General features: G+C 32.4%; 14 protein-coding genes and 1 pseudogene. 6 read left to right on the top strand and 9 right to left on the bottom strand.

The features are described 5' to 3' along the window. The first annotated feature begins 542 nt into the window (after nt 1-542). Together IPN41_00595 and IPN41_00590 are read left to right on the top strand one after the other, a co-directional pair. Nucleotides 543-1,148, top strand: coding sequence for a type IV toxin-antitoxin system AbiEi family antitoxin domain-containing protein (locus IPN41_00595; GenBank protein QQS60466.1), 606 nt, complete (start codon nt 543-545; stop codon nt 1,146-1,148). Nucleotide 1,149: 1 nt separating this feature from the next. Beyond that, the gene (locus tag IPN41_00590; protein ID QQS60465.1) at nt 1,150-1,845 is read left to right on the top strand and encodes a nucleotidyl transferase AbiEii/AbiGii toxin family protein; all 696 of its coding nucleotides are present in this window, start codon (nt 1,150-1,152) and stop codon (nt 1,843-1,845) included. 520 nt (nt 1,846-2,365) lie between these two features. On the opposite strand, the gene IPN41_00585 is transcribed toward IPN41_00590, so the two are convergent. The 4 genes from IPN41_00585 to IPN41_00570 form a co-directional block, all read right to left on the bottom strand. Beyond that, nucleotides 2,366-3,004: a TPM domain-containing protein gene (locus IPN41_00585; GenBank protein ID QQS60464.1), complete on the bottom strand. Its 639-nt coding sequence runs from the start codon at nt 3,002-3,004 to the stop codon at nt 2,366-2,368. A gap of 327 nt (nt 3,005-3,331) precedes the next feature. Further along, a complete protein-coding gene (locus tag IPN41_00580) occupies nt 3,332-3,733 on the bottom strand; it encodes a hypothetical protein (protein QQS60463.1) in 402 nt (133 codons plus the stop codon). A gap of 1,038 nt (nt 3,734-4,771) precedes the next feature. Further along, nucleotides 4,772-5,038 (bottom strand): hypothetical protein, encoded by a 267-nt coding sequence (locus IPN41_00575; protein QQS60462.1) that lies wholly within the window; start codon nt 5,036-5,038, stop codon nt 4,772-4,774. 154 nt (nt 5,039-5,192) lie between these two features. Beyond that, the gene (locus IPN41_00570; GenBank protein QQS60461.1) at nt 5,193-5,336 is read right to left on the bottom strand and encodes a hypothetical protein; all 144 of its coding nucleotides are present in this window, start codon (nt 5,334-5,336) and stop codon (nt 5,193-5,195) included. 1,063 nt (nt 5,337-6,399) lie between these two features. On the opposite strand from IPN41_00570, the gene IPN41_00565 reads away from it, so the two are divergent. Next, nucleotides 6,400-6,915 (top strand): hypothetical protein, encoded by a 516-nt coding sequence (locus IPN41_00565; protein QQS60460.1) that lies wholly within the window; start codon nt 6,400-6,402, stop codon nt 6,913-6,915. 337 nt (nt 6,916-7,252) lie between these two features. Here IPN41_00565 and IPN41_00560 read toward each other — a convergent pair. Continuing rightward, a pseudogene (locus IPN41_00560) lies at nt 7,253-7,348 on the bottom strand (hypothetical protein). Nucleotides 7,349-8,947: 1,599 nt separating this feature from the next. Here IPN41_00560 and IPN41_00555 point away from each other — a divergent pair. After that, nucleotides 8,948-9,745, top strand: coding sequence for a hypothetical protein (locus IPN41_00555; GenBank protein QQS60459.1), 798 nt, complete (start codon nt 8,948-8,950; stop codon nt 9,743-9,745). Nucleotides 9,746-9,810: 65 nt separating this feature from the next. On the opposite strand, the gene IPN41_00550 is transcribed toward IPN41_00555, so the two are convergent. The 3 genes from IPN41_00550 to IPN41_00540 all read right to left on the bottom strand — a co-directional run bounded on the left by IPN41_00550 (nt 9,811) and on the right by IPN41_00540 (nt 11,545). After that, entirely contained in the window at nt 9,811-10,311 is a 501-nt protein-coding gene (locus IPN41_00550; GenBank protein QQS60458.1) for a hypothetical protein, read from the bottom strand. Nucleotides 10,312-10,438: 127 nt separating this feature from the next. Beyond that, the gene (locus IPN41_00545; GenBank protein QQS60457.1) at nt 10,439-11,110 is read right to left on the bottom strand and encodes a ZIP family metal transporter; all 672 of its coding nucleotides are present in this window, start codon (nt 11,108-11,110) and stop codon (nt 10,439-10,441) included. Between the two features lie 9 nt (nt 11,111-11,119). After that, nucleotides 11,120-11,545 carry a transcriptional repressor gene (locus IPN41_00540; GenBank protein QQS60456.1) on the bottom strand — a complete coding sequence of 142 codons (426 nt, stop codon included), beginning with the start codon at nt 11,543-11,545 and terminating at the stop codon, nt 11,120-11,122. 223 nt (nt 11,546-11,768) lie between these two features. Here IPN41_00540 and IPN41_00535 point away from each other — a divergent pair, with 223 nt between their 5' ends. After that, a complete protein-coding gene (locus tag IPN41_00535; protein ID QQS60455.1) occupies nt 11,769-12,296 on the top strand; it encodes a leucine-rich repeat domain-containing protein in 528 nt (175 codons plus the stop codon). Between the two features lie 128 nt (nt 12,297-12,424). Beyond that, nucleotides 12,425-13,612, top strand: a complete 1,188-nt coding sequence (locus IPN41_00530) for a hypothetical protein (GenBank protein ID QQS60454.1) — start codon at nt 12,425-12,427, stop codon at nt 13,610-13,612. 207 nt (nt 13,613-13,819) lie between these two features. Here IPN41_00530 and IPN41_00525 read toward each other — a convergent pair whose 3' ends face one another. Then, complete coding sequence (locus tag IPN41_00525; protein QQS60453.1) at nt 13,820-14,128, bottom strand: hypothetical protein; 309 nt, start codon at nt 14,126-14,128, stop codon at nt 13,820-13,822. Nucleotides 14,129-14,182: the final 54 nt, after the last annotated feature.

Here is a 14,182-nt window from a genome sequence, read left to right as displayed (position 1 = left end):
ATTGATTTTACACACTTGGAAGGTGTAAAAATCTTTTTTAGGAGTCTCCTTAGTAAACAAATAAAGAAATAAAACAAGTCCTACTATCAAAAGAGAAAACATACAAATACTTTTACTATTTAGGATTATGGCTATTATCGACCCGAGAGTTCGAGAAGATAGGGGCAATAAAATTACGGAGTGTAAAACCTCTAAACAGATTAAAATAGACAGTAAAGCTATTATTACAGTAATAATCCTAATAAGGATTTTCATTTTGTAGCTCCTTTCGTTTTTTGTTTTTTGAATGATTTCCTAAGCCTCTAAATTAGTTAGAAGATCAGTAAATCATTCAAAAATAACCAAATTGTTAAAAAACAAGTATCCTAGAACATATCATATTTTCTTGTATTTGTCAATGATTTTATGACATTTTTAAGTACAAAAGCTCTATCTCTAGTAAGGTAAAGCTTTGTCTTCCATAAACTAACTATTGCTTTATTTTCTAAATTATGCTAATATATAGACTGTAACGGGCTTTTAAAGCCTATTCCAGTCTACAAATGATTATAAAACCAACAAAAGGTGAATATTTAGATATATTATTGAGATCCACTAAAACAGTCTTTTCGACCAAAGATGTTGCTTTGTTATGGAATGAAAGCGATGAAGTGATTGTTGGCGACAGATTGAAGAAATATGTGAATGCCGGAAAGTTGATTAGAGTTCGCCGAGGGTTTTATGTAAAAGATAGAAATTATAGTCGCTTTGAATTAGCGACTCGAATCTATACTCCATCATACGTGAGCTTTGAAACTGTCTTAACTCGCGAGGGTGTGAATTTCCAATACTATGGAAATATTTTTGTTGCATCTTATGTGAGTCGTGAGATTCAAATTAGTGATCAAAAAATAACTTTTATACGAATGAAAGATTATGTGTTAAGCAACACAACAGGCATCGAACATGTTAATGGCATTGCTACGGCGACCAAGGAACGTGCATTGTTAGATCGTGTCTATGTAAGTAAAAATTATTATTTTGATAATTTGCGTGGCATAGATTGGGATATGGTTTTTGAAATTTTACCAATATATCATAACAAACGAATGGAAAAAACTATGAAAAGATATTTTGAACGTTATAAAAAATTAAATGAAAAACAATAATATGACACTCGATTATTTAAAACATAAAAATATTTTGCTCCAAATCTTGAAGGATATCTATTCTGATACTTCTCTGGCTACTACGCTAGGTTTCAAAGGTGGGACGGCAGCACTTTTGTTTTATGATCTTAACCGAAATTCAGTTGACCTTGATTTTGATTTGCTTGATGATACTAAAAAGCAAGAAGTATTTGAAAAGCTCCAGAAAATTACAGCAAGCTACGGAACCATTACTGAATCAATGATAAAGCACTACAACTTATTGAATGTTATTTCTTATGCACTTGGCACACAGCAGATAAAAGTAGAGGTGAATCTTCGAAATTTTGGTTCAGAATACGAAATTAGAACATTACTTGGTATTTCTATGCTTGTAATGGTTAGAGAGGATATGTTTGCTCATAAACTCATGGCAATGTATGAAAGAATTGGAGAAACAAGTCGAGATATATTTGATGTCTATTTCTTCTACAAAAAAATGTGGGAGATAAATAAAACCATAGTAGAATTAAGAGCAAACATGCCTTTTAAGGATTTGTTAAAAAAATGCATTCATAAACTTGAGCAGATGGACAATAAGCACATTCTCGACGGTCTTGGTGAGCTACTCACAGAACCACAGAAAGATTGGGCAAGAGCAAAGCTTAGAACTGAAACGATATTCTTGTTGAAACTCGCCTATAGTAACGAAAAATAGAGTGTAAATTAAAGCTACTATAATAATCGATAACCGAAAAAATATAAAATTATCAAAGGAGTGCCGAATGTTGCCATGAATTTTTTTAATATATAGAAGCAACTGACTCGCTGTGAATACGAAGTAATTTGTATGATAGTTACGACTGCCTTATCCGTGTCAGTAGAAATATAAAAATCAAATATCTTAATAATATTATTTTCTGATTGGTCAACAATACACAGTAAGGAAGGTGACTGGGAAAGAATACACAATAAAGTAATCGGAATGTCGCGTTTATGAGAGAATATTACAGAAATACTTAAAAGATTAGATAATAATGGTTCAATAGCATGGCAACATCTGATTCTATAGTAAGCAACGTCTAGTAAGGTAACTTCTGCATTCTCCTTATTCTAATTCTGGAAACCGCTACAGTAAAAACTACTAAAAAACCACTTTTGCAATAGAATTTTTTTGTAAAATAAAATGCAGTTGTTAAGGGACAACTGCTAAACCCAACATTTCATTTTCACTAATATTACCAGAATCCTGAATCTCCGCCGCCTCCACTCTTTCCTTTAAGAAACCCGCCAAAAGTTTTGCTATTTCTTCTTTTTGTATGCTGTATATTATCCCCAGCATTCTTATCTTCCTCCTCTTTTATTCGATCACGTTGTTCCTGCGGAAAAATTATTGCCAATATTTCCTCAACCCCATTCAATATCCCTGAAGAATACTTTGATTTTTTGAAATAGGGAACACAAATATTATTAATTAATAAGTTGCATTGTGCATCCGTTAGACTACTTTCAATTCCGTAGCCAGTATGAATTCTTAATTTCCTTTCCCCAGGTGCAACTAAAAATATTATACCGGCGTTATTCTCTCCTCCGGGTTTCCAGCAATCAAATAAATTTTGAGCGTAAGAATCATCCGTATAACCATCTAAGCTATCAACTGTTACAACGATTAATGCGAGTCCCGTAGACTCAAAGTAACTACGGAGTTTTTGTTCTATTTTTTGCTCAACACTATCATTTATAATGTAAGCAAAATCATTTACGGCTTGAGGAAATTTATTTTTATTTGGAAGTTCAGAGCATTCAATTTGAGCAAAAAGCTTTTGTGTATATATTAAAAAAAATATTGCGAAATAAAAAACAATAATTTTTTTCATTTTGTAGCTCCTTTCGTTTTTTGTTTTTTGAATGATTTCCTAAGCCTCTAAATTAGTTAGAAGATCAGCAAATCATTCAAAAATAACCAAATTGTTAAAAAACAAGTATCCTAGAAATTATCATATTTACTAGTATTTGTCAATGATTTTGCCTATAACTTTATATAGTTATGATATTTTGAGTAACTTAATTAAGTTCCTATTTGCTATTCGTTGATAAATCATATTAGGCATGGAGTATTTTTATAAATAAAAAAGTCTTGAACTATTGTTAGTCAAGACTTCACGGATGTATTCATCTCAAGTCAATTTTGGAAGCTATTTCCCTCATCCAAAGGCATCTCGCGATATTAAGTCTGCAAGTTCCTCCGCTGTAAAAAGATCATCCTCATAAGGAATCAGCTTTTCATCATTTAATATTTCCATCCTATAGTACGGGGCATTAATGCTATAGACCCTTTTTAATGAATGCGGGTCTTCAAATAACAATCGCCACGTATTACTACCAAAATATGTAAATTCTATTTTTCTGGCAGACATTTTGCCTCCGATAATTTCTACTGCAATTTCCTTGTACTTACCATTTTCTTCAATAAGATCAAGGATTTTAGCTTTATCCGGACCCTCCCCCTTATCATAAAACTCTTTGTTAGTGTGATTGTCAAACTTCTTAATCACGATAATATTACCTTCTTTTAAAACAATTTTTTCAGACTTTCTTTTTGCCATCTTGATTCTCCTTTTAGATTTTATTGTTAATGAATTTTTTTACATTACATCATAGTATTCAATTAGTCAATTTTAATTACCTAACCGAATAGCTCTGAGTACGTACCCTTTACTCCCATCGATGAAACACCTTGATACTAATGATGTATATATTTAAAGGTATTTATAAACAGAAAATATTTTTTAAATAAAAAAAAAGAACCTTCAAGAAGATTTCTTAAAGGCGGGATTGGATATTTGTTGAAGTTTTTTGTGGTGGGTTTTTTGTTGATGTGGTGGGATTTTTGATGTGAGATGTGTTGTTTTTTTGATGTGGTGGGATTTTTGATGTGAGATGTGTTGTTTTTTTGATGTGGTGGGATTTTTGATGTGAGATGTGTTGTTTTTTTGATGTGGTGGGATTTTTGATGTGAGATGTGTTGTTTTTTTGATGTGGTGGGATTTTTGTTGATGAGTTGGGTTTATTCTCTGTTTCGAGAATGAGATGTTTAATTTAAAGGAGCAATTTATGTCTAAATACTAGCATGGATATTTTTTCTTGTCAAGAGCAGAAAATCCCTTATAAATAGGCACTTTTCTTATTGCATATTTCATCTGCTCTATCCTTCCTCTACGGCATTAGTCAATGAGATAGACCTATAATCATAATTTACCGCTAATCCCATGATTTATTGAGTATTCTAGTAAAAAATATATATAGCTATAATTATTTTGTTAGTTTTTATCGATAATAACCAATTAAATCCATTTCAGTCCTTTAAAACTTCTATATTTACATTCCCTAACCTTCTTATAGCTATCATCATTTCAATATTTAGTGTTATAGATTATACAAAAAATATCTTTGTCTACATAACCATTCTTAACCCAAACACTCAATTATTCCAAACAATCATATTTAAGTAGCCCATCAATTACATTTTTTATATGACTAAAACTTAATACATTACTTTAGTAAATTATTAGGTATAAAGTAAAAATAAAAGCCGCATTGTGCAAACAAGCGGCCATATTATTTTATCCATTTACCGGGAGTCTTCAAGATAAATTAATCCCTCCTTTCTTTAACTCTTGTTTTATGAAGGCACTTTTGATATTTATACCTCCTGGTGATAAGTAAAAAATTTCTTGTAAATAATCAAGATTGCCATTTGCTCTCTTAATTAAATCGTTAACAAATTCATTCAGCTTTTCTAAAACTCTTCTCTTTTCATTTTTAGAAATCTCAGAAGTTAACTCATTTAATAAATCTTTAAAAAATTTCCGCTCGACGTCCGTTATAAATTCTATTTTTTTTGTTTCCAATAAAGCATTACTTGATGTAGCCCCGCTTATAGATTCAAATTCTTCTACATAAGGTGCTAACGCCTCACGATCCTCATCAGTTTTACTTATTTCAAGTGCTGCTTGAAATACAAAATTTTTAAAACCAGAATCTATCTCTTTACTCCTTAATACTTTAAATTAAGATCTGAAATGTAGGGTTATCGGGGAGACCAACCTGACAAATATACTCCTCAAGAGTCAATCCTTCTCTAACCGCCCCTTCTGAAAGAATTTCAACACTAACGCCACTTTTCTTTTTTAGGTTTTTAATGGGCATAACTACTCCTTTTTGTTTGATTATTGCTACTTTAAAGTTTTATATGATATTTGTCAATCGTTCTCCTCACTTTTATGGTTACTAATATACAAAAAAATAGGCCTCAAAATTACATTAAGAAAGGCCTATTTAGCAAAAGGAAAGTTATTTAGTTAATTCATCTAAAAAACTTTTTACTACAATAAAAAAATACGATTGTTAAGACTATGCATATCAAGGAATAACCAAGCAAAGAGCCTTTACTAATCTCATTTAATGGCAATATATCAATTTCTGGACTAAGAAGTTTTGCCAGAAATAATATTGTCAAAAAAAGAAACAACAACATTAATACAAATGAAAGCTTTGCCATCTTTTCTCCTTCCAGTTTAATTTTTTAATTTTGTTTTTGCACTTTTGACCTGATTTTTCTTTCCTTCTTTCCAATTATCAAGATAAGGGAAAGAAAAACCACACATACAATTAATGATATTTCTTTGCCGTATATCTTCAGTGACTCTGGAAGGACCCTATAAACACTTGAAACACAGATCACCATAGTGCCCATAATAAAAAACTACTCATGAACACTTCACTTTTATTCATTTTTGATTTGATATTTTCTTCATATCCTCCAGCAATCCAATGAATTGTTGAACTTGAAAATGTACTGACAAAAAAGAAGTTGAAAAAAAAGTTTTCAGTTGTGCCTTCCATGGCCCCTGACAGTCCTGTTAAAAACAAAAAAAATACTGTCAAGATTTGGAATCTATATTTACGAATCATGATTGATTCTCCTTTTTTAATTTTTTATTTATTGAATTTCTTTAACCATCCTCAAGAAGAAAGGCAAAAAAAATTCAATAAATATAACAGAATAGTTAAATTGTAAGGAACTATGTTCAACGAGAAATTATCACTACAATCATGTTTTGTCAAGCAAATCAAATCTCTAACTCTTCTAAAACCGCATCATGATATAATTAAATAACAGTGTAATAATTCCTCATTTTCCTCATACGGTAATTATAATTTAAATACAAGAATTCAATTTGATTTATTACTCGAAAAATATCCAAAATTTATGAAAAAAATACTTAGTGTCTCTATTGTCCTAATCATCCTAATCCTAGGATTCATATATTATAGTAAAATAATTTCTAGTCCCACACCTCAAATAAATTCTTTGCCAACTCCTTCATTTCAAACAGTCACATTATATTATTACTCCGAAAAATTAGATAAAGATGAGACTGATAATATTCTCTGCTCTGAGAAAGGATTGGTGGGCGTCGAAAGACAAATTTCACAATCTAACTTGATTATAAACGATACAATACAATTATTAATAAATGGTGAATTATCTAATGATGAAAAAGCCCAAGGCATTACTACTGAATTTCCTTTAACGGACTTTGAACTAATTAGTAGTGATTTACAGTCAGGAGTTCTAACCTTAACCTTTAATGATCCTGCACTGAAAACTTCTGGTGGCGCTTGTCGTGTGCAAATTCTACAACATCAAATTAAAGCCACTGCCAAACAATTTGCCGAGGTATCCAGCGTTATCATTAAACCAAGTGATTTATTTCAACCTTAAGTAATCATCAAAAATTAACCCAGATTTTTTTTACCCATCTCAGGTATATAAAACCACTATAAAAAGAGTTAATTATGATATACTTAAATAGTAAAAATTATACATAGACATATCATAAAATAATTTTTCTTGGCAAAAAAACATAGAGGGGGTACCGAATAAAGTCCTTTAGTTTCCAAAAACTATAAACCTACTACACTCGCTCAAATTTTTTAAAATTTAAATTATATTATAACTTATTAAATCTAAAATAATATGCGCAAACGAAAGAATAAAATACTGCATGCTTTTTTCAATTCAATACATAAACATTTTCATATTCTGAAATTTACTTACTTCATTGGTCTTCTTTTTGTAAGTGGTCTTTTAACCATCTTGCCAATAATGAAGGCAACAGCAAAAATATCAACGCCCAATAATAAACAAGCTGAACAAAAAACTAGAGATAATAGTCCAATTGAATATTTCCATGTTCTTTCAACCGGCCAAAGTCTCTCACTTGGCGTATATTCCAGCCCAACTATTACTTCAGCTCAACCGTATAATAATCTCATGATGCAAAATGGGGCTGATCAAATCAACACACCCTTGGTTCCTTTAACTGAACTTGGAAGTGCTAAAGAATGGCAGAATACTGAATCTCCCTCATCTGGGCTAGGAAACACTCTACGTTCTTTAGACAATCTCGCAAGAAGTATAATTGTTAGTCTTCATGGACGCGGAGCCACAAACTATCTTGGTTTAAAAAAAGGTACTCAAAATTATACTAAAGGCATAACCCAAGCAACAAACGCAAAAAATTATGTTCAAAATACCCTAGGAGGTTCATACCGTCCTTTAGCAGTAACTGCTATACATGGGGAGACCGACTACTTGGATGGAACCACTAATAATGGACAGAGTTGGGCAGCTTATGCCAATGCTTTAAAACAATGGCAGAGTGATTATCAAATCGATCTAAGCACCTTGGTCGGCAGTAATCTTACTATTCCACTCTTCATTAATCAAATGAACTCCGCTTGGACCGGCGAGATTGCCGTTGCACAATTACAAGCTCATAAATCTAACCCCGGCAAAGTCATATTAGTTGGTCCAAAATATCAAATGACATATCACACTGACCATCTTCACTTAACAAATCAGGACTCAAAATATATGGGTGAGTTGATGGGAAAAGTTATTAATAAAGTTGCAGTACAAGGCCAAACCTGGAACCCACTTATGCCAACCTCAGTAATCCGAACAGGAAATATTATTACCATTAGTTATGCAATTCCTGTTGGACAGTTAGCTATTGATACTACCCGTGTGGCAGCCCGACAAAATTATGGATTTACCTTTGCTCAAAGCGGAGGCAATGGATCTAACGTTTCTATTTCATCAGTACAATTAGCAAGTAACAATACCAAAGTAAAAATAACTCTTAATCAAGTTCCAACCGGTGCTAGCCAGAAAATCAGGTATGCTTGGGGATGTGGAAATTATACGTGGTTCTGTGGAGGAGCTGCAACTTGGTGGTATGCCGGCGGAAATATAAGAGATTCAGATAATTCTGTTTCCCAAGCTCCTGGATCAACTAACCTACCATTATATAATTGGTCAGTTGCCTTTGATGAGCCAGTGACAATGATCTCACCGGTTATCACAAATTTTTCTACCCCAATAAAACATAGCTCATTAACAGTGCCAATCCTTGCTTTCTCAGCAATAGATGATGTTGCCGTTACTGGTTATCTATTAACTGAATCACCAACTGTCCCAAGTTTGAATAATCCTTTATGGAGCGCCTCAGCACCATCATCATATACTTTTACCTCTTTTGGTAATAAAACTCTATATGCCTGGGCTAAGGATAGTGACGGCAATATTTCAACATCCATTTCTCGATCAATAAGGATTTTAAATCCATCTACTCCAGCTGGTCTATAATATATTTTCTATTTTTCTATAAGGCCAATCTTGACAATGGCCTATTTTTCAGCTATAAAGAGCCTAGCATATTAAAAAAATAAACTTTTGAAAGGAGTGAATAATGCCTATTAATAAGACAGAAATTCAAAGAAAAATTGAGATTAATAATTTTTATAAAAATCTCGAGGCCAATGGACTACCATTGAATTTTTTCGAGATATTAGAAACAAATGGTCTAACACTGGAATTTCTCAAAATACTAACTGAGACAAACACCGGCAAAAGAATGCTTGAAGAAATGGTAAATGGATTAAGGCGAAACTATTTTTCTGAAAGAACCAAGTGGCTCAATTTCTATAATGAATTTTTCCCGGAATCAATGACCAATGAAGGTGTCTTGTCGGTAAGAATAGATCAAACAAGATTGGTCCATAGTCAAGCATTATCTCTTCTGATTGTAATAACCAACATAACGACACTGATGCTTATGCTTGAAAACAATCTTGGACTTCCTTTTAGATTTAAAGTGGAAAAAGGTGAAGATTATAATCTATGTGAGGAGCCAGAAAGAAAAGGAACATACGCTGCCTGGACTCCCGGTCAGAGTTGTTCAAAAGAGGCGTCAGCCATCCGACTTGATGCACTAAATAATGACCCGATTCTCAAACAAATCGTTTTAGATAACAATATTCGAGTATGTAGTTTAAAAGAGTTACTGCTCAGAAATATGTTTGAAAAATTTAAAAACGGTAAACCAATTGACCAGGGAAAAGTCATTACAAGAACCATGCTATTGCAACATGATCAGCCTAAAAAGTTAGTGGGAATTGATTTTGAAAAAAAATCATATTTCTTGATAAATCCTGATGTAAAAAATCAAAAAGAAGCAAAAAAAATATTCTTCTGCTCAATTGACTAAACAAAATAAAAGAGCCTGTTCGTACAAAATCGCTATCGCGACAAGTACAGACAGGCTTTTATTTTTCAAAAACCGGCTTCACTTCTCAGATTTTCTTTTTCATTTTCAGAAAAAGTGTGTAACCTGATTTCCAGATAACTTATAATTCTTTTCTTAAATACATCTGGATCTTTTATTCCTGAATGCATGGGTATTATTAACTCATGCACAATTTTTTTTGCATCAGTGATTTTTCCTTCTTGCTTAGACCACATAATCATATCTGCAATAACTGCAGTCCAAAATTCATCAGGAAATTTTCGAATTGCCTTACCAAGGGCGGAATCATGACGTCTTTCAATTCCATCTCTTAAATCTATTCCATCATCACTATCAGGATACCTGCCTTGATAAAATTTTCTAAAATGATCTTTAAGCTCTCCGGGTTTTTCATCGATTAATTTCATGAAATAATTATACATTTTTTCTGACCTTATCTCGTCATTTTTTTCGAAAAAAATAGAAGTCATTCCATCGACAAAATTGAGGTACCAAAGCTCCTCATCAAGTATTTGAACATGTATCATGTCTATTCTCCTTTTAAGTTTAAAGTTTACAATGAGCAAATTATAGACATCCTATAGCAAAATAGCATAATTGTCAAAAAAGTATTCACTAGCCTCGTTTACTTCAAATAATTAAATTAACTCCATACTAATGACTGGATTCAGGGGCATAAGCCTGAAGTAACAAAATTATAACAACCATCACGACCCCACCTAAACCAAAAAAAGCCGACTTTAATAAGGTTTCATAGCGTCGAGGCACAATGGCCTTTTTCCCAAAGACCTCTTTTAGTAAAAGCATAACTACATATGCCAAGGATCCAGCAGCAAACCCTCCGCCAATAACACTAAACTCATGGTCTGGTCGAAAAACCAGCATTAACAGTAATCCAACCAAGATACTAATAAAAGTAGTCATGATTTTTAAAAAGGCTTTTCTTACTGAGTCACCAGCTGATCTCAAAAATCCAAAACCAATAATTTTATGAACGATGTCATGAATCATGATTGCCACTGTAGTAAATATTCCCAAACTGACATGAGCCAAAAAGGCTAAACCAATTGTTAAACCATCAGTTACATTATGAATATGAAGAAACAATAAAAATTGATTGCCAGTTTTTTTTGTTGGGCTAAGATATCGATGCAGAGAATATTGCAATGCCACACCACCTATCAAAGCAATACTCACCAACCACGGAGAAATATCAGAGTCTCCAAAAGCTTCCGGCAGTAAATGAATAGCGAAATTAGCTGCAACCATGCCAACCAAGAATGACAAGGTATAGCGATTTGATCCAAGTAAATGATGAGTTGTCATTGGAGTTATTTAATTAAGACAATGTTTACATAAACCAAAAAATTCTAAGCTATGTCTCTTAACAAAAAAAGACGTTGTCTGTTTTATTTTTTTCTCAACGGTCATTAAATCCTGTTCAATAAAAACATCCTCTACCGACCGACACTTATCACAAACCAAGTGATGATGATGTGGTAATCCAGCCATTTCATATCGTTTTTTACCATCACCAAAATCAATCTCTACAATCACTCGCTGTTCACGCAAAAATTGTAGTTCTCGATAGACGGTTGTTTTATTTAACAATAACTTCTTTTTTTTAAGAAAAGCCTGTATCTCAAGAGCCGATAGCGGCTTTTTTAAATGCTCAAACAAAGAGACAAGCATCTCCCTTAATTTGGTTTTCTTATATCCCTGCTGTGATAAGCACAGTAAAATATCTTGTGCACTTTTCATATAACCAAATTATACGCAACTGAGTTGCGTTTGTCAAGAAGCAGAGGTAATATGCACACATGTTGCATTCTCTACTAATCTAGGCCTATATATCAAAAAATATATCTTAACACATATAAAAACAAAACTTCGATCATAGAAAAACTAAATATATCAATTATACTTTTACCGTGCTACTCTATACTTACTGTAAGTTCAGCTTAAGCTACTTTAATCTAAATATATGAAGAAAATAATCTTACCCATAATCTTAGTTGTCTCAATTATCTTAAGTGGCTGCACAATTTCGTCTGATAGCATACCAAAAGAAACGAAAAATGATGTATCTGATAATACAAAAGAAGAAAAAGAACCAGTCAAAAAAACTAACACCGATAATAATCAAACGATCAACCTCAGCAATCAAAAATTAGAAAAAGTACCATCAACAATCTTCAATCAAACTAACACCGAAGTTCTCGACCTTTCTAATAATCAATTAACTGGTGCGCTTCCGGGTGAAATTCGCTTTTTAAAAAATTTAAGAATTTTAAAAGCCAGTAATAACCTAATGACCGGAGTTCCAGCAGAAGTCGGACAATTAAGTAATTTAGAAACACTGGATCTTTCCAATAATCAATTAACGGGTCTACCAAATGAACTTGGAAATTTAAAAAATCTTAAAACTATGAATCTCTCAGGAAATAACTACTCACAGCAAGACTTAGATTATATTAAACAACGCCTCCCTAACACACAATTTATTCTATAATTAAAAATATTATTCAGACTTAATAAAAAAATATCCCTAATCTTGGGGTATTTTTTATTGAAAAATATAATATATACTTTTTTTTCTTAACTAATGTATAATATAGGTATACTTACTTATTATATTCTATGTCAAAAAAAACCTTGTTAATCATTCTTATCTCAGTTATTGTATTTTCAATCTTTACAATTATTTTTAGCCCCACAAAATCTCTGGCTCAAAATAATAAAAAAAGCCTTATTGCCAAGATTGATACCACGTTATCTATCCTTAAAGAAAAAATACTTAATAATTCAAATAAACGAGTTAAAAAAAATCAAAAAATTTCACCAATTAACCAGGAGACCAATTCTTCAACAACTCCCCAAATTTCACCAACTCCAATCTCAATAGATAACTCACTTGAGCAAAACTCCAGGCAAGAAGGCATTCAAATTATTGCGTTGTATGAAGGTCCATATATTGAAGCTGTTGCAAAAAATATTGATCCCTTTTTAAATGAAGATAATTTTGAATATTGGAATGACGGGGACACTCCAGTTCGCACTGTGTTTAATGCAATGTCTGAAAAATATAAAGAACTTCCCCCTGAAAAATGGCCCATTATTGTCATACCAACAGCTAACTATCAGGCAATCAATAGCTTAATTGCCACTGAATATCCGGAACCTAATGGCCTTAATCTTGTAATGCCCTATATTAATTTATCTAACCCCTTTCCGAACACCTATAATTCTAGTAGTAATTATAAAATGGCTTTAGTTGGAGGTGGATATGTAACTAATGATTGGACCAGAGGAAATAAGCTAGATTTTATTGATTCAGTTGAGGTTCAATATGTTAACCCTGAGCCACAAATGAACTATACTGTTAGTTCAATCACCAAAACTGGAAATTACACAAAAATTTATAACTCTACTTTAGCACAACACGTCAGAGTTGGTTGGCAAGTTTGGTTAAACCTACAAGGCAGTGTTGGAAATGTGTACCAACGATATAGTATATCTGAAGTGTCAACAAGTGGTTATATTACAGTTAATAGCCCTATTGATATTGGCACCTTTATATCCGGAACAGCTCATGTCAATTACTTAAGTGGCACCACTGCAGTAGTAGCCTCTAAACTCAAACAAATAATGAATAGTACAAACTGCACCTTTCCTCAAGCTGTTGACTTTGCCAGAGCCACCGCTTCCAACCAAGGTGTCAGAAATAATGAAGTAGGTTATGGTAAAATTAATGTTGAGGCAGCAATCAGATACGGAAAAAAATATTTGACTTCGTATCCTAACCCTAGTCCCAATACAATTAAGTAATACATAGCTATCTAATATCAAAACATTCTCTCATAAATCTCTCGTTTATTTATGAAAAAAGGCAGTCACGATGTTCGTAACTGCCTTTTGAATTTGTCTAAACACTTTCCAAGTATTCTCTTAGATACTCAACTGCCAAACACAAGGCAGCTTCTTCGTTGGCGGGGTTATATTCTATTACCAACTCTATATGATCTAATGTATCAACTACTTTATACGCCCAAGAATTATTATATAGCTGGCGTACAAAAATTTGATATATATACTTTGTATATTTAAGTTTCCATTGTCTTTCATTAATAAATTTTTAGCTTCTTCAAGAGCCATTGTTACTGATTGAAATCCAGTCATAGCAGGGACTTCTCGTAAATTATCTGTGCAATCATTTTCGACGAAAAACTGCACAGAGAAAGTAACTGGGTTATTCACTTTTTTTACTTTATACACTTTTATAAGTAGGTCATGACAATTATCATCACAAACAAAGTCAACCCTATTACTCTGTGTATTTACCATTTCAAACCTCCATTGGTTAAATTTTTAAATAACTCCTGTCAAACTACTATTTTT

The organism is Candidatus Falkowbacteria bacterium, from assembly GCA_016699775.1.
Classification (GTDB): domain Bacteria; phylum Patescibacteriota; class Patescibacteriia; order Patescibacteriales; family Patescibacteriaceae; genus Patescibacterium; species Patescibacterium danicum.
The sequence above is the reverse complement of the archived record's forward strand: the minus strand, read 5'-3'. Positions and strand labels throughout refer to the sequence as shown.